Consider the following 21,009-nt stretch of genomic DNA (forward strand, 5'->3'; position numbering starts at 1 on the left):
CTCGCAGTCGATCTATGCCGTCGTCGTCATGTTTGCGCCGCGGCGCGTGTCAAGTCAGTACGCCAGGGCGCGGTCGACGGCTTCGAGCACTCGGTCAGGGCTCGGCAGGTACTCGGTCTCGAGCGCCGCGGGCGGGAAGGGGGTGTCGAAGCTCGAGACACGCAGCACCGGCGCCTCGAGCGAGTAGAACGCCCGCTCGGCGACGGTCGCGGCGATCTCGGAGCCCACCGACACATTGCCGTACGCCTCTTGCGCGACGACCAGTCGCCCGGTGCGGTGCACCGAGTCGAGCAGGGGGCCGTAGTCGATGGGGGAGAGGGAACGCAGGTCGACGACCTCGAGGCTGCGGCCCTCTGTGGCGGCGATGTCGGCGGCCTGCAACAGCGTCGCCACCATCGCGCCGTGGCCGACGACGGTGACGTCGGTGCCGGGGCGCATCACGCGACTCGCGTGCAGCGGCAGGCCGGCGTGGTCGAGGTCGACGGGTCCCTTCGGCCAGTACCGGCTCTTCGGCTCGAAGAACAGCACGGGATCGTCGGAGTCGATGGCCTCCTGGATCATCCAGTAGGCGTCGTGCGGGTTCGACGGGCTCACCACTCGCAGGCCCGGAGTATGCGCGAAATACGCTTCGGGGCTCTCTTGATGGTGCTCGATCGAGCCGATGTGTCCGCCGTAGGGCACGCGGATCACGATCGGCATCGAAACGGTTCCGCCGTGTCGCACGGTCTGGCGCGCGAGTTGCGTCGTGATCTGGTCGAACGCGGGGAAGATGAATCCGTCGAACTGGATCTCGATGACCGGCCGGTAGCCGCGCATCGCGAGACCGATCGCCGTGCCGACGATGCCGGACTCGGCGAGCGGAGTGTCGAGCACGCGCTTGTCGCCGAACTCGGCCGAGAGCCCCTCGGTCACGCGGAAGACGCCGCCGAGCGGCCCGATGTCTTCGCCCATGAGCAGCACCTTCCCGTTGGCGCGCATCGACTCGCGAAGACCTGCGGTGATGGCCTTCGCCATCGAGACGGTCTGCACGCCGCGCACGCCACCAGTCGACTCGGCCTCGCCCGCCGACCCGCCCTCGGTCACCTGCGCGGCATCGGTCGCGGCATCCTTCACGTGGGTCTCCGGTTCCTGAGCTCGGCCTGCACTGAGCTCGTCGAAGGGTCGAAGGGCTTCGACGCGGGCGCTCATGCTGCGCTCCCGTCTGACGAGGTGTCGAACGACGTCTCGAACGTCTCGAGCCACTCGGCCTGCTCGGCCATGAGCGGGTGCGGTTCGCTGTAGACGTGCTCGAAGATCACCCCGCGGGTCGGCGCCTGAAGCTCGAGCGCGCGGTGCCGCAGGTCGGTCGCGATGTCGTTGGCTTCGGCTTCGACGTCGTCGAAGAAGGCTGCGGATGCCCCGCGGCCCTCGAGCCACGTGCGGTACCTCGTGATCGGATCGCGCGCCTCCCAGTACGCCACCTCGTCGTCGCTGCGGTACTTCGAGGGGTCGTCTGCGGTGGTGTGAGCGCCCATGCGGTAGGTGAGCGCCTCGATGAGGCTCGGGCCAAGGCCGGCGCGCGCCTCTTCGAGCGACTGGCGGGTGACGGCGTAGCTCGCGAGTACGTCGTTGCCGTCGACGCGCACGCCCGGCATGCCGAATCCGCCCCCACGCAGCGACAGCGGGCTGCGCGATTGCCGGGAGACGGGCACCGAGATCGCCCACTGGTTGTTCTGGATGAAGAAGACCTGGGGCGTCTGGTAGCTCGAGGCGAAGACGAGCGCCTCGCTCGCGTCGCCCTGCGAGGTGGCTCCGTCGCCGTAGTACACGAGCACCGCGGCATCCGTCTCGGGGTCGCCCGTCGCGGTCGCGCCGTCGAACTGGAGGCCCATCGCGTACCCGGTCGCGTGCAGCGTCTGGGAGGCGAGCACGAGCGTGTAGAGGTGGAAGTTGCCGTTCTCCTCGGGGTTCCAGCCGCCGAGGGTCGCGCTGCGGAAGAGGGCGAGGATGCCCACGGGGTCGAGCCCGCGGATGATGCCGACGATGTGCTCGCGGTACGAAGGGAAGAGGTGGTCTTGCGGGCGCGCTGCGTGCGCGGAACCGACCTGCGCGGCTTCTTGCCCGTGACTCGGAGCCCACAGGGCGAGCTGGCCCTGCCGCTGCAGGTTCGCACCCGCCACGTCGATGCGACGCGAGACCGCCATGTCGCGGTAGAAGCGCTCGAGTTCGGCGTCGCTCAACGCCTCGACGAGCGGGAGGTACGCCTCGGCTTCAGGGGTGGGGCGAAGTACGCCCTCGGGGGTCAGGAGCTGGACCGTCGGCGCGGTGAACTCTCTTTCGCGGGCTGCCACCGTTCCACGCTACCCGCTACTCGGGACGCCCTTCTTGTGAAGCAGGTACAAGCTCGCCGCAAATCGTGAGGAGGATATCGACAGACTCCTCTTCGCCGATCGACACCCGGATGCCCTCGGGTGCGAAGGCGCGTGCCACGAGCCCGGCGTCGAAGAGACGGTCGGCGACGGCGGCCGTGGCCTCGCCGGTCGGCAACCAGATGAAGTTGCCCTGCGCCTGCGGCACCGGCCAACCCTGCTGCACGAGCGCCGAACGCACGCGGCTGCACCGCTCGGCGATCGCGGCGACGCGGCCGTGCAGTTCGGTCTCGGCGGCGGGTTCGAGTGAGGCGAGGGCAGCGGATGCCGCGGCAGCGGTGACCCCCAGCGGAATCGCCGTCGCCCGGGCGGCGTCGAGGAGTTCGATCGGGCCGACGGCGTAGCCGACGCGGAGACCGGCGAGGCCGTAGGCCTTCGAGAAAGTGCGCAGCACGACGAGGTTGGGGTAGCGCCCGATGAGGGTACGGCCGTCGGTGGAGGCGTGCGCCTGCACGAACTCGATGTACGCCTCGTCGAGCAGCACGAGTCGGTCGGCGGGCACCTTCGCCATGAACGCCTCGAACTCGTCGGCGGTGACGACGACGCCCGTGGGGTTGTTCGGCGAGCACACGATGATGACCCGGGTGCGGTCGGTGATCGCCGCGGCCATCGCGTCGAGGTCGTGACCGTAGTCTGCGCGATTGGGCACGGTCACGCTCGTGGCGCCGGCGACGGTGACGAGTCCGGGGTAGGCCTCGAACGAGCGCCAGGAGTAGACGACCTCGTCGCCGGGAGCGGCGGCCGCGAGGATGAACTGGGCGAGGAGTGCGACGGAGCCGGCGCCGACGAGCACCTCGTCGGGCGTGACGCCGAAGCGCTCGGCGAGCCGCTCGCGGAGGGCGAGCGCCGTGGCATCCGGATACCGATTGATCTGTTGCGCTGACGTCGCGACGACGTCGACGACCGATGGCAGCGGCTCGAACGGGTTCTCGTTGCTCGAGAGCTTGAACCCGTCGGTCGGCGCCGGGCGCCCCTGACGGTAGGGGGGAAGGGCGGCGATCTCGGGGCGCAGGCGAACGCGCGCCCCCGTGGGCTCCGGTGCGGTCACGGATTCCACCGTACCCCTTCGCCCGTCGGGACCCCGTCTGACAGAGTGGACCCATGCGGTTCATCGTCAAGGTCATCGTCATCGCGTTCGCCCTTTGGCTCACGACGCTCATCGTCGCGGGCGTCGAGGTGGTGCCCTACGAAGACACCACCCTCGCCACCGTGCTCACCTACCTCCTCGTTGCGCTCATCTTCGGGTTGGTGAACGCGATCATCGGCAACTTCATCAGAATCGTCGCGTTCCCCCTCTACGTGCTGACGTTGGGCCTCATCTCCTTCATCGTCAACGGGTTGCTGCTGCTGCTCGTCGACTGGATCAGCGGCCTCATGGGCTTCGGCCTCGCGGTGGAAGGCTTCTGGTGGGGCGTGCTCGGCGCGCTCGTGATGGGGCTCATCAGCTGGCTCATCGGTCTCGTGGTGCGTCCGACAGCGCAGAGCTGACGCGCATCCCGATCCATCGGGTCATCTCGCCGTCACCGCCGCCTGTGCAGTCGGCGACCTGCTCGCGGAACGCCACGAGCCGCTCCTCTTCCGACGCATCGATCAGCTCGGCGGTTCGCCGGTAGCGAGAGGGATCGTGTGCCGGCACCGAGTCTTCGTACTCGACACCGGCCTCGAGCACGCTGCGGGAGACGGTGAGGCGCTCGGGTGACGGATTCCCCCAGCCGCCGGTCGCCGGCACGAGGTCTTCTTCGTGCTCGATCGAGAGCAGGGGCACCCCGTCACGCAACTCGGCCGAGGCAACCGGGCTGCCGACGGTCACCGCCGCGACCACGTTCAGCTCGGGGTCGCCGGCGAGTGCGGCGGCCACGACGCCGCCCCCCGAGTATCCGACCGGCATCAGTGGATCGCCGGGTTGCGCCCCGGCCTCCTCGAGCGCGAGGCGAACCCCGCGTTCGGCCGCGCCCGAGTCCGCGCCGGTGGGCCGCAGCGCGTCGAGGGGCGTGTCATCGGCGATGCCGTGCAGATTGCTGGTCATGTCGTGGGTCTCGACACCCGCGGTGATGGTGAGGTCGACCGTGCCACCGATGTAGACGATCCACCGAGGGTCATCGACCTCGCCGTAGCGCTCCACACGGATCTGCGCGCCGGAGTCGGTCGCGGGAACACGTTCGACCAAGTCGCCGATGCCGCTCGGCGCGGTCACCGGGCCCTCGGGCGGATGGGCGGTGCTGCGTACGTCGCGCAGCCCGACGCTCTGGTCGGCGCGGCCGTCGCCGAGCGGTCGGGTCACCCGAACCGCCCGGTCGACGAGCACCCGGCTCCCGGTGCCGAGGCCGACGAGTCCCGTGACGCCGAGCAGCACCGAGGCGTTCTCGGGTGCGCCGATCGCGGAGCCGGCGAGCAGGGACAGCCCGGGCGGCAGCGACACGAGCCCGCCGACGAACTCGTCTGCCGAGTCGAATGCAGTGCGCACGGCGCGCACGAACAGCGGGTCGGAGAAGACCTGCTTCTCGTCGTCGAGCCAATCGTGGAGCGGAGTACGCCAACCCAGTGCACGCGCCGCGAGCTCTGCTCCGGTTGCGATGGCGAGACCCGGCACGATCGCGTACGCGGCGACACCCGCGAACCAGGCGACATGTGCGCCGCCGAGGCGCCACAAGGCGTCGATCGTGCGCTCGGTCGAGCCGTACCGTTCGGCACTCTCCACCAGCGATTGCCTCAGATTGCCCGCGATCTCCCGCGACTCCCGGAGCCGGTGCTTCGCATGTGCGGTTGCTCCGGCCGGCGAGCTCGAGTCGCCGCCCGCAGAAGGTTCGCCGAGGTCCAGCTCGTCGAGACCGATATTGATCACTCTTGCGCGCTCGTACCAATCGGCGAGCGTGGCCTCGGCGCCCCCGAGGCGTGAAGCGTCGGCGAGGAGTTCATCGGTGGCGACGGCCGTCGAACCGCCGCCGCTGATGGTCAGCGAGTCGTCCACGACGGCTCCGTGCTCGGCGCCGGGGTGCTCGGCGCCGGCGTGCTCGGCGCGCCGGTCGAGGCGCGCTGCACTTCGAGCTGCGCCTCCATGCGATGGATGCGGTCGGTGAGCCCCGTTTCGGCGACGACGAGAGACTCCTGAGCAGCGAAGACCCACCCGCGCAAGTACTCGAGGCGATCTGCGTAGCCGTCGGCCGCCGCCGATCGCCAGGCCCCGGTCGACGGTGGCACGAGCCGACGGACGGACTCGTTCACCTCGGCCAACAGCGATCGGAGCATTCGCAAGTGAGCCCTGGCGTCTTCGATGCGCTCTGCGGTGAGCGCGCTGCCCATCACGGCGAACCGGTATGGATCGGAATCGAGCATGGGAGGAGTCTCGCGGGGCACGGATGCCGCGACCGCCGAGGCGGCGCCTCCTGTGCACGGCCGACGGCCCGGCTCGCCTGTGGAGGACCGGTCGCGAGTCAGCCCTCGAGCAGCACCTGATCGAGCGCGTGCACGCCGACGCGACCGAGACGACTTTCGGTGCCGATCGTGTCGACGATCGCGCTGCCGAGCACGAGTGCCCACCCTCGGGCACGATCCCACATCGCGGCATCCGTCTCGCGTCGCCGGTCGACCTCGGCACGGAAGACCGCACGCGCTGGGGAGTCGAACGTGAGCCAAGCGGTTGCGAGGTCGGTAGCCGGATCGCCGGCGCACACGTCTCCGAAGTCGACGACGGCTACGAGATCGCCGGCGCTCCCTGAGCCCGTCGAGCTCCCTGAGCCCGCCTTGCTCCCTGAGCCTGTCGAAGGGGCTGAGTCCATCGAGCCCCCTGCGCCTGTCGAGCCCCCTGAGCCCGTCTTGCTCCCTGAGCCTGTCGAAGGGGCCCCGAGCACGAGGTTCGCCGGGTGCAGGTCGCCGTGCAGCCACACCGGCGGGCCCGCCCATTCGGGTGCGGCGAGCGCGCGTTGCCACACTGCGCGCAGCGCCTCGCCGCCGGGGAGCCCTCCGAGCCCGCGCTCGAGCCGGGCGCGGATCGCCGCGTCCCGGTCGGAGAGCGGCACGCCGCGATACTCGTTGGCCGGCGCATCCGCCGGCGCGGGCACGCCGAGCTCGGCGACGAATGCCGCGAGCCCCGATGCCGCCGCCGCGCGCGCACCCGGCGCGACGTCGGCGGCGCTGGCGCCGTCGAACCACGGCAGGATGCTCCAAGAGAAGTCGAACCCGAGCTCGGGCGCGGGCCGTCCGACCCGCACGGGGACGGGCACCGGCACGGTGACCCGGCGGGCGATCCCGGGCAGCCAGCGCTGCTCGTGCAGCACGAGCCCGGCCGCCACCTCGCGGCGGGGCAGCCGCACGACGTACCGCTCGCCGAGACGGAACATCACGTTGTCCCAGCCATTGGCAATGCGCACGATCGGGCCTGAGAGGTCGGGATGCTGCGCCGCCACGAGCGCCGCGGCGAGCGTCTCATCGACGAGGATGTCGGGCTCAGGGGCATCCGCCATCATCATCGCCCCCTGTCTGCGCGCATCGCTCGACCGCTCAGCGTATCGCCCCCGAATTGAGTGGTGTGCATCGGCCCGATCTCGACCACAATAGAACCCATGACGCGAGCGGATCCCGCGGGGGACGCCGCGCAGCCCTTCCGAGTTTCCTTCGTGTGCACAGGCAACATCTGCCGTTCACCGATGGCCGAAGTCGTGTTGCGCGCGCACGCCGAGCATGCCGGACTCGCCGGAGCGCTGGCGATCGAGTCAGCTGCCACCGGAGACTGGCACGTCGGCGAGCCCGCCGACGAGCGCACGATCGACGCACTCGCCCGGGCGGGCTATGACGGCGCCCATCACCGGGCCCGTCAGTTCGACGCAGCAGATTTCCCGCGACTCGATCTCGTGGTCGCGTTCGATCGCGGCCAGTCGCGCATCCTCCGCAACTGGGCGCCGACATCCCTCGACCAGGAGAAGGTGCGGATGCTGCTCGAATTCGAGCCCGAAGCGACGGCGCTGCACGACGTGCCCGACCCGTACTACTCCGACGCGGCGATGTTCGATCGAGTACTTGAGATGATTGAACGGTCGACGTCGGCCCTCTTCCGGCAACTCGCACCTGCACTCAGACAAGGAATTCGATGACTTCGCTGCCTCCCCAGCCGCTCAGCCCCCTCGACGGCCGGTACCGCTCGGCGGTCGGCGAGCTCGGCGAACATCTCTCAGAGGCCGGCCTCAACCGGGCGCGCGTGCTCGTCGAGATCGAGTGGCTGATCGCCCAGGCCGATCGCGGATTCTTCGGCTCCTCGCCGCTCACCGAGCACCAGCGGCTGCAATTGCGTTCGGTTGTCACCGATTTCGGCCAGCCCGACATCGACGAGCTCGCGGGGCTCGAGGCCACGACCCGGCACGACGTCAAGGCTGTGGAGTACTACGTGCGCCGCCGGCTCAGCGACCTCGGGCTCGACGCGATCTCGGAGCTCACCCACTTCGCCTGCACGAGCGAAGACATCAACAACCTCTCGTACGCGATCACCGTGCGCGACGCCGTACGCGACGTGTGGCTGCCGAAGTACCGCGCCGTGATCGAGACGATCGAGGCCCTCGCTCTCGAGCACCGCGACGCCTCGATGCTCTCGCGCACCCACGGCCAGCCAGCGACGCCGACGACGATGGGCAAGGAGCTCGCCGTCTTCGCGTACCGCCTGCGCCGCATCGAGCGGCAGATCGAGGCCACCGAGTACCTCGGCAAGTTCTCGGGGGCGACCGGCACGTTCTCGGCGCATGTCGTCGCGGCTCCGGATGTCTCGTGGCCCGAGGTGTCGCGCGAGTTCGTCGAGTCGCTCGGCCTCACCTGGAACCCGCTGACCACCCAGATCGAGTCGCACGACTGGCAGGCCGAGCTCTACGGCAAGATCTCGCACGCCAACCGGGTGCTGCACAACCTCGCGACCGACATCTGGACCTACATCTCGCTCGGCGTCTTCCGCCAGATCCCTGCGCCCGGGGCCACCGGTTCGTCGACGATGCCGCACAAGGTCAACCCGATCCGCTTCGAGAACGCCGAGGCCAACCTCGAGCTCTCTTCGGCACTGCTCGATTCGCTCGCCGCGACCCTCGTGACCTCGCGCATGCAGCGCGACCTCACCGACTCGAGCGCCCAGCGCAACATCGGCGTCGGCTTCGGCCACTCGATGCTCGCGCTCGACAACATCCAGCGCGGCCTCGGCGAGATCGACCTCGACCTCGCGATGCTCGCCGCCGACCTCGACTCCAACTGGGAGGTGCTCGGCGAAGCGATCCAGACGGTCATCCGTGCCGAGGTCGTCGCCGGTCGTTCGACGATCGGCGACCCCTACGCGATGCTGAAGGAGCTCACCCGCGGCAAGCGGGTCGGTGCCGCCGAACTCGCCGAGTTCGTGGGCGGCCTCGAGATCGGCGACGACGCGAAGCAGCGCCTGCTCGCCCTCACGCCCGCGACGTACACGGGCATCGCGTCGGAGCTCGTCGACCGGCTCTGACGCTTGCCCGGGCGTCGCCGAGTTGCACGACGATCTCGCCGACACGCCGTCCGATCACGGCGCGCCGCACAGATGCTCCTGCAACTCAGCACTCAGCGATGGGCTCGCCACCCGCTGGTCGAGTAGGCCGCCCGCGGCCGCATCGCCGAGTTGCACGACGATCTCGCCGACACGCCGTGCGATCACGGCGCGCCGCACCGACGCTCGTGCAACTCAGCACTCAGCGACGAACTCGCCACCCGCTGGTCGAGTAGGCCGCCCGCGGCCGTATCGAGACCCCGCAACGGGTCTCGATACGCTCGCTCGCGCTCGCTACTCGACCGGCGGAACCCGATCCCCGACGAGCAAGCGAGACTCAGTGGCCCGGTGAAGAGGGCGCGTCGGGCCCCGGCGGCGGCGCGTCGGGCCCGGGCGGCGCCGGCGGCGGCTCGTCACCGTCGATCTCGGCGGCCTCTTCGGCGTTGGGCTTGATCGCCATCGAGAGCAGCGCGAGCACCACGAGCACCACGATGAACGCGATGCCGGCGACGATGAGCGCCAAGATCGGCTCGCGAGCGGTGACGAGCACGACGAGACCGGTGAAGATCGCGGCGATCGCCGCCCCGCCCACGTACTCCATGGGGCGCAGCACGTCGCGCCGACTCGGCTTGTACCCACCGGGGTTCTGGGTCACGAGGGCTGCTCCGTTCCGGGCACGTCAGGCGCGACATCCGCTGGGCTGGTCGCCCATTTCAGCGAGAACCCGCCGATCAGCAGGTACACGCCGAGGATGACGAAGTAGCCGCCGAGCAGGCCGACCGCGGTGACGGCGTCGAGCGGGAACACGAGGAAGACGATCGCGAGGATCGCGGTGAAGGCGCCGGCGGCGATCCAGTCGCGAGCGGCGAGCGTGCGGCCGCGTGCCCGCAGGCCGGCGAACAGCTCGACGAAGCCGGTGACCGCGGCCCAGACGCTCACGAGGTAGAGCAGGAACGGCAGGCCGCCCGGCACGGTCAGGGCGAGCAGGCCGGCGGCGACGGTGACCACGGCGGCGATCACGAAGAGCGAGCGGATGCCGCGCTCCACCGTGAGCCGCAACGAGAGTGCTCCGACGACGAGCCCCGACGCGATCGCCCAGACGCCGAAGACGAGCAGACCGAACTCGGGGGAGTGGTTCTGCGAGAACGTGATGACGGCAGCAGGCACCAGCGCGAGGATGCCGCGGACGACCGGGACGACCCAGTACCGAGTGCGCTCGGGAGCGGCGGCGACGGGCACTTGACCTCTTTCACATCTGTTGGGGTACCGATCCATCCTACGCTGGAGGCGGGTTCCTCCCGACGAGCTCCTCGCCGAGCCGATGCAGCTCGCGCCGCAACGACTCGGGCTCCACGACTTCGAGGAATTCGGCCCAACCGGCGAGGCCGCGAGCGAGGAGCGCATCGGTGGGTGCAGTCACCCGCACCCGGGACCGCCCCGGGTCGAGTTGCGCCTCCTCGACGGCGCGCTGCCCGAACTGCGTCTGCAGCAGCGGCACGATGCCGGAGTCGACGACGACCGTCGCGGTGGCGCTCGCGCGCTGCCGGTCGACCGTGGCGGTGACGCGCTCCCATATCTCCGCGAGGTCGAGCCCCTCGGGCCGGCCGGCGGGCTCTTCGGTGCGCTCCGCCTCGAGCAAGCGGTCGACGCGATAGGTGCGTTCGGCGCCGTCGACGCCGCCGAGCAGGTACCAGTGGTCTTGCTTCTGCACGAGCCCCCACGGGTCGACGGTGCGGTCGACGGGCTCCCGGTTCCACGCTGCGTAGCGGATTCGCAGCTGCACCCGATCGACGATCGCCGCTTCGAGCACCGGGAGGAGTGCTGGGCGTTCGGGCGTCGGCCTGCCCCATTCGCCGGGGTCGATGACGACCGCTTCGGCAGCGGCCTGCGCGTTGGTGCGAAAGGTCTCGGGCAGGGCGCGCACGAGCTTGCGCAGGGCGGCTTTCGCTTCGGGGTCGACGGATGCCGCGGGCCCGACCAGCAGGAAGAGCGCACGTGCCTCACCAGCCGACAGACCGCTGAGGTCGGTGCGGGCGCCGCCGAGCAGTTGCCAGCCGCCGCCGCGGCCCGCCTGCGGATACACCGGAATACCCGCGGTGGAGAGTGCCTCGAGGTCGCGCCGGGCCGTGGCGACCGAGACCTCGAGCTCCTCGGCGAGCTGCGCGGCGGTCACCCGACCCCGCGCCTGCAAGGTGAGGAGGACTGCCACGAGGCGATCTGCGCGCATGTTTCCATTCTCGTCCGAAAAGTAGTCAAGAGATGAGCACTTCTGCGTTCAACAATGGATTCATCACCTCGGAACACCGAGAAGCCACTCGAAAGGAACCGCTCATGCTCAGGGGATTCGCCACTGTCAGCTACTACGCCGCCGACCTCGAGGCGGCCGCCGCCTGGTACGCCGAGGTGCTCGGCATCGAGCCGTACTACCGGGTTCCCGGCTACATCGAGTTCCGCGTCGGTGACGATGAAGACGAACTCGGCCTCATCGATGCCCGGTACCGCCCGCCGGTGCCCGAGGGCCCTGCCGGGGAGGTCATCCACTGGCACGTCGACGACTTGCAGAGCGCGTACGAGCGCCTGCTCGCCCTCGGCGGCACGAGCTACCAGGAACCGACCGAACACGGGCCGGGCTTCGTGACCGCCGCAGTCGTCGACCCGTTCGGAAACATCCTCGGGGTCATGGTCAACCAGCACTGGGCCGACGCACATACTCGACGGCCCGCGCCGGTCGAGTAGCGCCTGTCCGGTATCGCTGGTCGAGTAGCGCTCGACGAAGGAGGACGCGTATCGAGGCCCCGCACCCGGTCTCGATACGCTCCTTCGTCGCCACTCGACCAACGTTCCCGGCCTGTTCGCTCGGACCCTACAGCGCCTTCACCGCCGCGAGCACCTTGCCGAGCGAGTCCTTCGCGTCGCCGAACAGCAGCGTCGTCTGCGGCTCGAAGAGCAGCTCGTTCTCGATACCGGCGAAGCCGGGCCGCATCGAGCGCTTCAGGAACACGACCTGCCGTGCCTCCTCGACCTCGAGGATCGGCATGCCGTAGATCGGCGACCCCGGTGACGTCTTCGCCGCGGGATTCACGACGTCGTTCGCGCCCACGACGAGCGCGACATCCGCTGTCTTGAATTCGGGGTTGACCTCGCTCATCTCCTTCAGCGACTCGTAGGGCACGTTCGCCTCGGCGAGCAGCACGTTCATGTGCCCCGGCATGCGCCCGGCGACCGGATGGACCGCGAAGACGACCTCGATGCCCCGCGACTCGAGCTCGGTCTGCAGCTCGGCGACCGTGTGCTGGCCCTGCGCGACCGCGAGCCCGTAGCCGGGCACGATGATCACCTTCTGGGCGTAGCCGAGCAGCACAGCGACGTCTTCGGCGTTCGACGAACGCACCGGGCGATCGGATGCCACAGTCGACCCCGCCGTCGATCCGCCCTTGAACGCGCCGAAGAGGATGCCGGTGACGCTGCGGCCCATCGCCGAGGCCATCGCCCGCGTGAGGATCGTGCCCGAGGCGCCGACGAGCGTGCCCGCGATGATGAGCAGCACGTTGCCGAGCACGAAGCCCGACGCCGCGACGGCGAGGCCCGTGAAGGCGTTCAGCAACGAGATGACGATCGGCACGTCTGCGCCGCCGACCGGCAGCACGAGCAGCACGCCGGTGATGAGGCCGAAGACGAGCACCACGACCGCGAGCCAGCCGGCCCCGGTGAAGATGACGGCGACGGATGCCGCGACCGCGACGAGTACCGAGGCACTCATGATGATCGGCAGACCGGGGAAGACCACGGGCCGGGTCGTCATCAGCTCTTGCAGCTTCGCGAAGGTCACGAGCGAGCCCGAGAACGAGACGGCGCCCACGAAGAGCGTGAAGACGATCGCGGTGCCGAGCAGGGGATTCACGCCCACCTGCAGGTCGTACAGTCCGTTCGTCTCTCCGACCGGCGTCGTCGCGTGCCCCAACTCGAGCAGTGCCACGAGTGCGGCGGCACCTCCGCCGACACCGTTGAAGAGGGCGACGAGCTGCGGCATCTGCGTCATCTGCACCCGGCGGGCGATCGGCGCGGCGATCGCCGAGCCGATCGCGATCGCCGCGAGGATCCACGGGATGTTGTCGAGCTTCATCGAGAGGAACACGGTGACGACGGCGATGAGCGCGCCGGCCGCACCGATGAGGTTGCCGCGCCGGGCGGTCTTCGGCGAGCTGAGGCCCTTGAGGGCGAGGATGAAGCAGATCGCGGCGACCAGATAGAGCAGCGCCGTCCAGACGGGGGAGAGGAGCGTCATCGACCCGCCCCCTTCCGGCCGCGGAACATCTCGAGCATGCGGTCGGTCACGACGAAGCCGCCGACGAGGTTCGCGGTGGCGAGCACGACGGCGACGAGGGCGAGCGCGAGGGTCCAGCCGTCGGATGCCTGGCCGGCGACGATGATCGCGCCGACCAGGATGATGCCGTGGATCGCGTTCGCGCCCGACATCAGCGGGGTATGCAGGGTGCTCGAGACCTTCGAGACCACCTCGAAGCCCACGAACACCGAGAGCACGGTGATCGTGAGGAGGGCGATGCCGTCCATCAGCGGTGTCCTTCCTGGTCGGGTGCTTCCGTTGGTCGAGAAGCGCCCGACGAAGGAGGCCGCGTATCGAGACCCGGGTCCCCGCCGAGCAACTCGGCCGTCGGCGCATGCCGCACCTCGCCGGCGAACGTGAGGCACGCCCCCGCGACGACCTCGTCGTCGAAGTCGGGCTCCACCCGGCCGTCGTGCGTCATGAGCTCGACGAGGTTGGCGACGTTCTTCGCGTAGAGCCGCGACGCATCGGCCGGCATGCTCGATGCGGCATCCTTCATGCCGACGAGCGTCACTGTGCCCTCGCCGCTCGCGGTCGGCACCGCGACATCCGTGCCCGCAACCGAACCCTCGACGTTGCCGCCCGACTCGGCCGCGAGGTCGACGACCACCGAACCGGGCCGCATGGCCGCGACCATCTCGGTCGTGACGAGCAGCGGGGCGGGGCGTCCGGGAATCGCGGCCGTCGTGATGAGCACGTCGGCCTCGGCGATGTAGGGGGCGAGCAGACGCCGCTGCGTCGCCGCCCGGTCTTCGCCGAGTTCCTTCGCGTACCCGCCGGCCGCGTCGGCGGCAGTGTCGAGATCGAGATTGATGAAGGTGCCGCCCATCGAGGCGACCTCGTCGGCCGATGCCGCGCGCACGTCGTTCGCCGAGACCCGCGCTCCGAGCCGCTTCGCCGTGCCGATCGCCTGCAGGCCGGCGACGCCGGCGCCGAGCACGACGACCCTCGCCGGCGGAATCGTGCCGGCGGCCGTCATGTAAAGCGGGAAGAACCGGGGCAGGCGCATGGCGGCCTCGAGCACGCAACGGTACCCGGCCACGAGCGCCTGGCTCGTCAGCGCGTCCATCGACTGCGCCCGCGAGATGCGCGGCACGAGCTCGAGGGCGAAGGACTTCACCCGCGCGTCGCGCAGCGCCCGAACCGCGTCGAGCTCGCTCGCCGGTGAAGCAAGCCCCACAGTGACCGTGCCGCTGCGGAGGGCGGCGACCGTCTCGACGGCGAGCGGTCGCACGTGCAGCAGCACGTCGATCGCACCGAGATCGAGACGGTCGACGAGTTCGGCTCCCGCATCGGCGTACTGCGAATCGCCGTGATCGGATGCCTCGCCGGCGCCGCGCTCGATGGTGAGGGTCAGCCCGAGCCCGGCGAGTTGCCGCACCGTCTCGGGGGTGGCCGCGACCCTCCGCTCGCCCTCACGCCGCTCTTTCGGGATACCGACTCGCACGAACCCTCCTTCTGACACGGGAGTGCAGCGGTGCCGAGGGAGAGAGGTCGATCCCCGTGCCCGCGGCGCTGCTGCACGTGTCGTTCAGCGTACGTGCACGCGAGGCATCCGCTCCATGATTCCTCGCGATTCCCCGCTCGAACTTCGCCGGTTGTTCCGTCGGGCGGAGGCGATCGGTCATTCGTGTCGAATTCGCGTCGCCGGTCTCGACCCACTGGTACCCACCGCATCGAGGAGGAATGATGAACACCATGACCAGCGCAGCGCCTGCGCCCGCGGCCGTCGGACCGCTCGACGTCGCCTTCGAGGCCGTGCTCGAGCGGAGCCCCGCCAAGGGCGGCTGGACCTACGTGATCTGGCCGGCATCGGCCGAGTTCTTCGGAACCCATGGGCTCGTGAAGGTGTCGGGCACCGTCGACGGCGCCACATTCGACGGATCATTCATGGCACTCGGCGACGGCAGCCACAAGCTGGCGGTGACCGCCGCCGTGCGACGCGCCATCGGCAAAGAGGCCGGCGCGACGGTGCAGGTGCACCTCACGGAACGCCGATCCTGAGGCGTCGACGTCGTCCGGCGCGACGTTCGTTCTTGCTCCTCATTCGTTCGATTACCGGTCGAATCGTCCTAGTATCGGACGAGCACGAGACGAACGCGCACGACGGAGGGGACGTTCCCGCATGGCAGCCGACGCCGGCACGCAAGCCGGTTCGCAGACGCTGAGCCGCGGCATCCGCGTGCTCGAGATTCTCGCCGCCGCCGACCGGAACCTCACGATCGACGAGCTCGCGGGGGCGCTCGGCGTGCACCGCTCGGTCGCCTATCGGCTGCTCCGCACCCTCGAGGATCATGGGCTCGTCACCCGCGACGCCGCGGGTCGACTGAGCCTCGGCACGGGACTCGCGGCACTCGCTTCGGGCGTCGCCCGCGACCTCCAGCGCCTCGCGCTGCCCGAGCTCAACGCCGTCGCGAACGAGCTCGGAATGACGTGCCTGCTCGCCGTGCTCGTCGACGCCGAGGAGGCGGTCACACTGGTGAGCGCGTCACCACGCCAATCCGTTGCGGTGGTGTCGTACCGGCCGGGCCACCGGCATCCGATCACCCGCGGCGGCCCCGGCAAGGCGATCCTGCTCAGCCTTCCCGACAGTGCGTGGCCGTCGGACGTGCCCGACGGGCTTCGAGAGGAGATCGCCGCCAGCCGCGATCGCGGGTACGCGCTGAGTCATGACGAGGTCGTGCCGTCGCTCAGGTCGGTCGCCGTGCCGCTTGCGTTGCCGGGCCAGCCGCCGGCATCGATCGCGGTGATCCACGTCTCGTTCGACCGACCCGAAGCCGAGATCGCCGAGCGCCTGAAGCTCGCGGCCGAGATCGTCGCCCGAGCGTACGGCGCCTGAACGTACGGCGCCCGACCGGCGCGTCAGCGCGCGAGCAGGATGCCTCGGAAGAACTCGGCCAGCTCTTCGACGGCGGTCAGCGGCAGCACGTTCGCCACGTACTGGTCGGGCCGCACCACCACGACGGCTCCGGCACGGTCGATGCCGCGCAGCTCGAAGATGTCGTGCTGCGGGTCGGCGGCGTAGACCTTCTCGTAGTCGGTCAGCTCGAACGGGCCGTTGCGCGGAAGGAAGACCTGCGGCACCCGCCCGAGGTCGACGGCCGTATGAGGCTGCTGGTAGACGACCTTCACATCGAAGACGCTGTCGATGTCGGCGCCGTCGGGCGTGAACGCTCGAAGCGGTGAGTCGGATGCCTCGTGCAGCCAGTTCGCCCAGTCGGCGAGTGCCGTGCCGCGCAGGGCGGGCGCCGCGGCATCCGCGAACGCATAGATGCGCCAGCGCCCGTCGGCCCGGTGATGATGCCCGAGCTGCACGGGGTTGCCGTCGCCGACGCGTTCGGCGGGCGCCGACTTGAAGCGCTTGCCGATCGGGAACCCGGTTGCGAGGCCCTGGTGGCCGGCCTCGCCGACGATCATCGAGGCCTCGTACTGCGTCATGAATCCCGCTGGGAACTCGAAGGTGCGCACGTAGAACTCCTCGAGCTCTGCCGGGTCGCCGAGGTCTTCGGGCTTCGTCGCCATCAGCTTCGACCACTCGCGATCGAACTCGATCAGGTTCTTCGCGACGACGTGGCGTTCGGCGTGGTAGGTCTCGAGCAGCGCCGGGTGGGCACGGCCGTCGAGCACATGGCCGAGCTTCCAGCCGATGTTCCAGCCGTCTTGAATCGAGACGTTCATGCCCTGGCCCGCCTTCGCACTGTGCGTGTGGCAGGCGTCGCCGGTGATGAAGACGCGCGGGGTGCGACTGCCCTGCTCCTCGACGGGAACGTCGTCGAAGCGGTCGGTCACGCGGTGGCCGACTTCGTAGACCGAGTGCCACGGCACGTTCCGCACGTCGAGCGTGTACGGGTGCAGGATCTCGTTCGCCTTCGCGATGATCTCGTCGAGCGTGGTCTGGCGCACCGCGCCGCGGTCGTCTTCGGAGACCTCCCCGAGGTCGACGTACATGCGGAACAGCTGCCCGCCCTCGCGCGGGATGAGCAGGATGTTGCCCGCCTCGGACTGGATGGAGCACTTCGTGCGGATGTCGGGGAAGTCAGTCACGGCGAGCGTGTCCATCACGCCCCAGGCGTGGAACGACTGCGCGCCGACATGCTTGGCGCCGATCGATTCGCGCACCTGGCTGCGTGCACCGTCGGCGCCGACGACGTACTTGGCGCGCAGGGTGCGGCGCTCGCCCGTGCGTCTGCCCTCCAGTGGGGCGGCGTGCGACGCGTCGCCGGCACCGATTCCGACACCCGTGACCCGCTCGAGGGTGACCGTCACCGGGTGGTCGGGGAGGGCACCTTCGATCCCTGAGCCTGTCGAAGGGGCGATGTCGAGTCCGACGAACTCCCACTCGTAGTCCGGCGTGATGCGCCCGGGGGAGTTGTGCGCGTACTCGGCGAAGTAGTCGAGCACACGCGCCTGGTTCACGATGAGATGCGGGAACTCGCTGATGCCGGTCGGGTCGTCAGGGGTGACCGCGGCGCGGTGGATGTTCCGGGGGTGCTCGGGGTCTGGCTTCCAGAACGCCATTTCGGTGATGCGGTACGCCTCGGCGATGATGCGTTCGGCGAAGCCGAACGCCTGGAACGTCTCGACGCTGCGAGCCTGAATACCGTCGGCCTGGCCGATCGCGAGCCGGCCGCCGCGGCGTTCGACGATGCGCGTCGTGACGCCCGGGAACTGCGCGAGCTGCGCCGCTGCGACCATGCCGGCAGGCCCCGAGCCGACGATGAGCACGTCGACCTCGTCGGGAAGCTCCTCGGGCCGGTCGATTCCGACGCCCGCGGCGGGCTGCACCCGCGGGTCACCGGACACGTAGCCGTAGTGGTGGAACTGCACGGCTTCTCCTCACTGCTCTGTGGGTTGGGGCGCCTCGCGGCGTGTTCGATAATAGAACTCTGCATTCTCATATCGCGCACTCATCATAAGTCGGCATGCTCGGGCGGGCAAGCGCCGAGGGCGCACGGGAAGGCGGGCGCTCACGGCGATGCCCGCGCGCCTACCTGGGCCGAAGCGCCGCCGCGAGTTCGCGGCGCGAACCGACGCCGAGTTTCGAGAACACCTTGCTCAGATGCCACTCGACGGTGCGCGGGCTGATGTACAGCACCGATCCGATCTCGGGATTGGTCTGGCCGGCCCCAGCCAGACGTGCGATCTGCGCCTCCTGCGCGGTGAGCTCGGGCCCCGCGGCATCCGCATGCCTTCGCACCGACTCGCCCGTCGCGACGAGTTCCCGGGCCGCGCGCTCGGCGAACCCCTCAGCGCCCATGGTCGTGAACGCCTCGTGCGCGATGCGCAGTTGCGTGCGCGCGTCGGCACGACGGTTCGCGCGCCGCAGCCATTCACCGTGCAGCAGGCGCGTGCGAGCGAGCTGCACCGCGAGACCCGTGCGCGAGAACCGCTCGATCGCCTCGCGATAGTCGGCATCGATCGCCTCCGGCCCCTCGGTGCCGACGAGCGCGTCCGCGAGGGACTGCGCGCCGCGGGCCCAGTCGGTCGACGCGACGCCGGTGCGCTCGGCGAGTCGATCCCGCGCTGCGCGCGCCTCCCCGGGCTCGCCCGCGCGAGCCGCGGCCTCGACGAGTTCGGTGAGCGACCAGTTCAGCACTCCGAGGTCGGGATACTCGACGGCCTCGCGAGCCGCCTCGAACGCCGCAGGGTAGCGGCCGAGCCCGTTGTTGAGTACTGCGCGCGCGTACAGGGCGCTGCCGACGAGACGACCCTCGCCCCGCACCTCGGCACCGGCCATGACGACGTCGATGAGTTCGAGCGTCTCCGATTCGCGCCCGCGGTACGCGGCGAGTGCGAGCGATCCCGACGGGCGCGGCGCGAGGCCGCGTGCCCGCTCGATCACGGCGGCCTCGGCGAGGGTGTCATCCGCCTCGGCGAACCTCCCGGCGAACGAGAGGGTTCCCGCGGAGAAGGCCAGGGCGGTCGGCAGCAGGGACAGCGCGCCGCTGGCGCGCGCGAACGACACCGCCTGATCCGACAGTTCGAACCATGCGGCGTCGTCCCACACTTCGTGCGCAGCCGGAGCAGCGAGCCAGAGCAACGAGTACTCCTGCTCGCCGCCGAGCGCGTCGATCGCGCGACGCAGCTTCGGCGCGGCCTCCGCCGGCCCGTCGAGTGCCCACGTCGCGAGCCCGTCGAGCAGTAGGTCCGTCGGCCCGTCACCGCTCATGACGGTGCGTGCGGCTCCGGCTGCCCGCGTGAGGGCGTCGCCACCGAGGCGTCCGGCGTACGCCGCGGCGCCCACTGCCGTGAGGTACGTACGGCGGGCCGAGTCGGGATCGAGTTCCTCGAGCGTCGCGGCCGCCGCCAGCAGCAGCGGGCCGGACTCCCTTCCGGGATTCACCTCGAAGGCGGCTTGCGCGCGCATCCGTTCGGCGTCCGCCCGTTGGCCGGCGTCGAGCGGCGACAGTGCGGCGGCGGCGAGCATCTCTGGAACGAGGGTGGGCGCACCGGCATCCAGCCGCGCCTGCGCCGCAGCGAGCAATCGAGCGCCCCGCAGCGTCGGCTCGGGCGTGAGCTCGGCGGCACGTTCGAGGAACGCGGCAGCAGCCGACCGCCCGCCGCGCGCGAGCGCGCGCATCGCCGAGCGTTCGAGCTCCGCCGCGACATCCTCGTCGGGCACGATCGTCGCGTGCGCGCGGTGCCAGGCACGGCGATCGCCGTCGACGTCAGGGTCGATCACCTCGGCGAGAGCCCGGTGCACCGCTCGGACGTCGTCAGGTCGCGCCGAGCGCCAAGCTGCCGAGCGCACGAGCGGATGCCGGAACCGGACGCGTGTGCCGAGTTCGATGAGCCCTGCGGCCACCGCCGGTTCAGCGGATGCCGGTGCGACCGCCAGACGGTCGAGGGCGGCCCAGAGCAGGGTCACATCGCCGACCGGCTCGACGGCGGCGGTCAACAGCACTTGCCTGGTCTCCGGCGGCAATTCGGCGATCTGCCGAGCGAATCCATGCTCGAGCCGGTTCGTGAGCGACGCCGTGCTCCCGCCTCCGAACCCGAAGACGAGTTCGGCGGCGCTGAGTTCGCGCGGCAGTTCGATGAGAGCGAGCGGATTGCCGTGCGCCTCGGCGATGATGCGGTCGCGCACCTGCGGTTCGGTGGGGCTGCTCAGCACGGAGTCGAGCAGCGCCCGAGCGTCGGCGTCGTGGAGTCCGTCGATGCGGAGTTCCGGCAGGTCGACGAAGAGTGGCTCATCGGCGAGCAGCCGCTCGTCGTCGCGAGTCCGAACCCCGAAGACGAGTGCGACGGAATCGGCGTCGAGCCGCCGCGCGACGAACCCGAGCACGACCTCGGTCATGCGATCCACCCATTGCAGGTCGTCGACGATGCAGACGACCGGGTGGTGCGAGGCCGCCTCGGACATCAGCCCGAGAACCGCGAGTCCGACGATCAAGGCCTGCGGCGGCGCGCCGGCGCTCAGGCCGAATGCGGTGGCGAGCGCATCGCGCTGCGGATCGGGCAACATGTCGATGCCCTTCATCAATGGAGCGCAGAGCTGCTGCAGACCCGAGTAGGCGATCTCCGACTCGAGCTCGACACCCGAGGCCCGGATCACCTGCATGCCGGACGCGCGGTCGGCCAGGTACTCGAGCAACGCGGTCTTGCCCGCTCCCGCATCACCGCGGAGCACGAGCACCTGACTCCGGCCATCGCGCACGTCGCGCAAGAGGCGATCGAGCACGCCGCACTCGCGCTGCCGCCCGCGGAGGTCCGAACCACTGGCACTTGTCACGTGAGCCTCCAGTCCGGAGGCTACACGAGCCGCGAACCGCCCC

General features: G+C 70.1%; 21 protein-coding genes. 6 read left to right on the forward strand and 15 right to left on the reverse strand.

The annotated features are described in order from the left end of the window. Positions 1-54: 54 nt before the first annotated feature. From AC1C2T_RS03145 to AC1C2T_RS03155, 3 genes are all read right to left on the reverse strand, one after another. Positions 55-1,014: an alpha-ketoacid dehydrogenase subunit beta gene (locus AC1C2T_RS03145; protein ID WP_495385385.1), complete on the reverse strand. Its 960-nt coding sequence runs from the start codon at positions 1,012-1,014 to the stop codon at positions 55-57. 170 nt (positions 1,015-1,184) lie between these two features. After that, on the reverse strand, positions 1,185-2,330 hold the full coding sequence (locus AC1C2T_RS03150; RefSeq protein WP_495384222.1) for a thiamine pyrophosphate-dependent dehydrogenase E1 component subunit alpha: 1,146 nt from the start codon (positions 2,328-2,330) through the stop codon (positions 1,185-1,187). A 16-nt stretch (positions 2,331-2,346) separates the two neighbouring features. Further along, on the reverse strand, positions 2,347-3,456 hold the full coding sequence (locus AC1C2T_RS03155) for a histidinol-phosphate transaminase (protein ID WP_495384223.1): 1,110 nt from the start codon (positions 3,454-3,456) through the stop codon (positions 2,347-2,349). A 53-nt stretch (positions 3,457-3,509) separates the two neighbouring features. On the opposite strand from AC1C2T_RS03155, the gene AC1C2T_RS03160 reads away from it, so the two are divergent. Beyond that, a complete protein-coding gene (locus AC1C2T_RS03160) occupies positions 3,510-3,896 on the forward strand; it encodes a phage holin family protein (protein ID WP_495361663.1) in 387 nt (128 codons plus the stop codon). Here the strand turns inward: AC1C2T_RS03160 and AC1C2T_RS03165 are convergent. From AC1C2T_RS03165 to AC1C2T_RS03175, 3 genes are all read right to left on the reverse strand, one after another. Continuing rightward, complete coding sequence (locus tag AC1C2T_RS03165; RefSeq protein ID WP_495384224.1) at positions 3,859-5,376, reverse strand: hypothetical protein; 1,518 nt, start codon at positions 5,374-5,376, stop codon at positions 3,859-3,861. The genes AC1C2T_RS03160 and AC1C2T_RS03165 overlap by 38 nt on opposite strands. Continuing rightward, positions 5,361-5,741: a hypothetical protein gene (locus AC1C2T_RS03170; protein ID WP_495384225.1), complete on the reverse strand. Its 381-nt coding sequence runs from the start codon at positions 5,739-5,741 to the stop codon at positions 5,361-5,363. Before AC1C2T_RS03170 ends, AC1C2T_RS03165 begins: the two co-directional genes overlap by 16 nt. A gap of 98 nt (positions 5,742-5,839) precedes the next feature. Beyond that, positions 5,840-6,874 (reverse strand): phosphotransferase, encoded by a 1,035-nt coding sequence (locus AC1C2T_RS03175; protein WP_495384226.1) that lies wholly within the window; start codon positions 6,872-6,874, stop codon positions 5,840-5,842. 93 nt (positions 6,875-6,967) lie between these two features. On the opposite strand from AC1C2T_RS03175, the gene AC1C2T_RS03180 reads away from it, so the two are divergent. Both AC1C2T_RS03180 and purB read left to right on the forward strand, forming a co-directional pair. Beyond that, positions 6,968-7,495, forward strand: a complete 528-nt coding sequence (locus AC1C2T_RS03180; protein ID WP_495384227.1) for a low molecular weight protein-tyrosine-phosphatase — start codon at positions 6,968-6,970, stop codon at positions 7,493-7,495. After that, a complete protein-coding gene (gene purB, locus AC1C2T_RS03185) occupies positions 7,492-8,871 on the forward strand; it encodes an adenylosuccinate lyase (protein WP_495384228.1) in 1,380 nt (459 codons plus the stop codon). Before AC1C2T_RS03180 ends, purB begins: the two co-directional genes overlap by 4 nt. 54 nt (positions 8,872-8,925) lie before the next feature. Here the strand turns inward: purB and AC1C2T_RS03190 are convergent, their stop codons facing one another. The 4 genes from AC1C2T_RS03190 to AC1C2T_RS03205 form a co-directional block, all read right to left on the reverse strand. Then, positions 8,926-9,057, reverse strand: a complete 132-nt coding sequence (locus AC1C2T_RS03190) for a hypothetical protein (protein WP_495384229.1) — start codon at positions 9,055-9,057, stop codon at positions 8,926-8,928. Between the two features lie 169 nt (positions 9,058-9,226). Beyond that, positions 9,227-9,544 carry a hypothetical protein gene (locus AC1C2T_RS03195; protein WP_495384230.1) on the reverse strand — a complete coding sequence of 106 codons (318 nt, stop codon included), beginning with the start codon at positions 9,542-9,544 and terminating at the stop codon, positions 9,227-9,229. After that, positions 9,541-10,128: a DUF308 domain-containing protein gene (locus AC1C2T_RS03200; RefSeq protein WP_495384231.1), complete on the reverse strand. Its 588-nt coding sequence runs from the start codon at positions 10,126-10,128 to the stop codon at positions 9,541-9,543. The genes AC1C2T_RS03195 and AC1C2T_RS03200 overlap by 4 nt, the downstream gene beginning before the upstream one ends. Before the next feature lie 37 nt (positions 10,129-10,165). Further along, a complete protein-coding gene (locus AC1C2T_RS03205) occupies positions 10,166-11,116 on the reverse strand; it encodes a helix-turn-helix transcriptional regulator (RefSeq protein ID WP_495384232.1) in 951 nt (316 codons plus the stop codon). Between the two features lie 104 nt (positions 11,117-11,220). Here AC1C2T_RS03205 and AC1C2T_RS03210 point away from each other — a divergent pair, with 104 nt between their 5' ends. Continuing rightward, positions 11,221-11,625, forward strand: a complete 405-nt coding sequence (locus AC1C2T_RS03210) for a VOC family protein (RefSeq protein ID WP_495384233.1) — start codon at positions 11,221-11,223, stop codon at positions 11,623-11,625. 127 nt (positions 11,626-11,752) lie between these two features. Here AC1C2T_RS03210 and AC1C2T_RS03215 read toward each other — a convergent pair whose 3' ends face one another. Genes AC1C2T_RS03215 through AC1C2T_RS03225 form a run of 3 tightly spaced genes read right to left on the reverse strand, consistent with a single transcriptional unit; the run spans position 11,753 to position 14,681 of the window. Next, positions 11,753-13,174 (reverse strand): NAD(P)(+) transhydrogenase (Re/Si-specific) subunit beta, encoded by a 1,422-nt coding sequence (locus tag AC1C2T_RS03215; protein WP_495384234.1) that lies wholly within the window; start codon positions 13,172-13,174, stop codon positions 11,753-11,755. Next, positions 13,171-13,461 (reverse strand): NAD(P) transhydrogenase subunit alpha part 2, encoded by a 291-nt coding sequence (locus AC1C2T_RS03220; protein ID WP_495379658.1) that lies wholly within the window; start codon positions 13,459-13,461, stop codon positions 13,171-13,173. Before AC1C2T_RS03220 ends, AC1C2T_RS03215 begins: the two co-directional genes overlap by 4 nt. Next, positions 13,461-14,681, reverse strand: a complete 1,221-nt coding sequence (locus AC1C2T_RS03225) for a Re/Si-specific NAD(P)(+) transhydrogenase subunit alpha (RefSeq protein WP_495361650.1) — start codon at positions 14,679-14,681, stop codon at positions 13,461-13,463. Before AC1C2T_RS03225 ends, AC1C2T_RS03220 begins: the two co-directional genes overlap by 1 nt. A 242-nt stretch (positions 14,682-14,923) precedes the next feature. Between AC1C2T_RS03225 and AC1C2T_RS03230 the strand changes: the two genes are divergently transcribed. After that, positions 14,924-15,238: a DUF1905 domain-containing protein gene (locus tag AC1C2T_RS03230; RefSeq protein ID WP_495384235.1), complete on the forward strand. Its 315-nt coding sequence runs from the start codon at positions 14,924-14,926 to the stop codon at positions 15,236-15,238. Positions 15,239-15,359: 121 nt separating this feature from the next. Further along, positions 15,360-16,073, forward strand: coding sequence for an IclR family transcriptional regulator (locus AC1C2T_RS03235; protein ID WP_495361648.1), 714 nt, complete (start codon positions 15,360-15,362; stop codon positions 16,071-16,073). A gap of 23 nt (positions 16,074-16,096) precedes the next feature. Here the strand turns inward: AC1C2T_RS03235 and AC1C2T_RS03240 are convergent, their stop codons facing one another. Both AC1C2T_RS03240 and AC1C2T_RS03245 read right to left on the reverse strand, forming a co-directional pair. Further along, on the reverse strand, positions 16,097-18,061 hold the full coding sequence (locus AC1C2T_RS03240; protein ID WP_495384236.1) for an FAD-binding monooxygenase: 1,965 nt from the start codon (positions 18,059-18,061) through the stop codon (positions 16,097-16,099). A 160-nt stretch (positions 18,062-18,221) separates the two neighbouring features. Further along, positions 18,222-20,966, reverse strand: a complete 2,745-nt coding sequence (locus AC1C2T_RS03245) for a helix-turn-helix transcriptional regulator (protein ID WP_495384237.1) — start codon at positions 20,964-20,966, stop codon at positions 18,222-18,224. Between the last annotated feature and the right edge of the window lie 43 nt (positions 20,967-21,009).

It is taken from the genome of Agromyces sp. Y558 (assembly GCF_059445415.1).

What these genes read in the sequence shown, in the direction of transcription:
- AC1C2T_RS03175 (WP_495384226.1), bottom strand. Translation starts at nt 6,874, where the DNA reads ATGATGATGGCGGATGCCCCTGAGCCCGACATCCTCGTCGATGAGACG.
- AC1C2T_RS03215 (WP_495384234.1), bottom strand. Translation starts at nt 13,174, where the DNA reads ATGACGCTCCTCTCCCCCGTCTGGACGGCGCTGCTCTATCTGGTCGCC.
- AC1C2T_RS03210 (WP_495384233.1), top strand. Translation starts at nt 11,221, where the DNA reads ATGCTCAGGGGATTCGCCACTGTCAGCTACTACGCCGCCGACCTCGAG.
- purB (WP_495384228.1), top strand. Translation starts at nt 7,492, where the DNA reads ATGACTTCGCTGCCTCCCCAGCCGCTCAGCCCCCTCGACGGCCGGTAC.
- AC1C2T_RS03160 (WP_495361663.1), top strand. Translation starts at nt 3,510, where the DNA reads ATGCGGTTCATCGTCAAGGTCATCGTCATCGCGTTCGCCCTTTGGCTC.
- AC1C2T_RS03180 (WP_495384227.1), top strand. Translation starts at nt 6,968, where the DNA reads ATGACGCGAGCGGATCCCGCGGGGGACGCCGCGCAGCCCTTCCGAGTT.
- AC1C2T_RS03220 (WP_495379658.1), bottom strand. Translation starts at nt 13,461, where the DNA reads ATGGACGGCATCGCCCTCCTCACGATCACCGTGCTCTCGGTGTTCGTG.
- AC1C2T_RS03205 (WP_495384232.1), bottom strand. Translation starts at nt 11,116, where the DNA reads ATGCGCGCAGATCGCCTCGTGGCAGTCCTCCTCACCTTGCAGGCGCGG.
- AC1C2T_RS03230 (WP_495384235.1), top strand. Translation starts at nt 14,924, where the DNA reads ATGAACACCATGACCAGCGCAGCGCCTGCGCCCGCGGCCGTCGGACCG.
- AC1C2T_RS03235 (WP_495361648.1), top strand. Translation starts at nt 15,360, where the DNA reads ATGGCAGCCGACGCCGGCACGCAAGCCGGTTCGCAGACGCTGAGCCGC.
- AC1C2T_RS03145 (WP_495385385.1), bottom strand. Translation starts at nt 1,014, where the DNA reads ATGGCGAAGGCCATCACCGCAGGTCTTCGCGAGTCGATGCGCGCCAAC.
- AC1C2T_RS03170 (WP_495384225.1), bottom strand. Translation starts at nt 5,741, where the DNA reads ATGCTCGATTCCGATCCATACCGGTTCGCCGTGATGGGCAGCGCGCTC.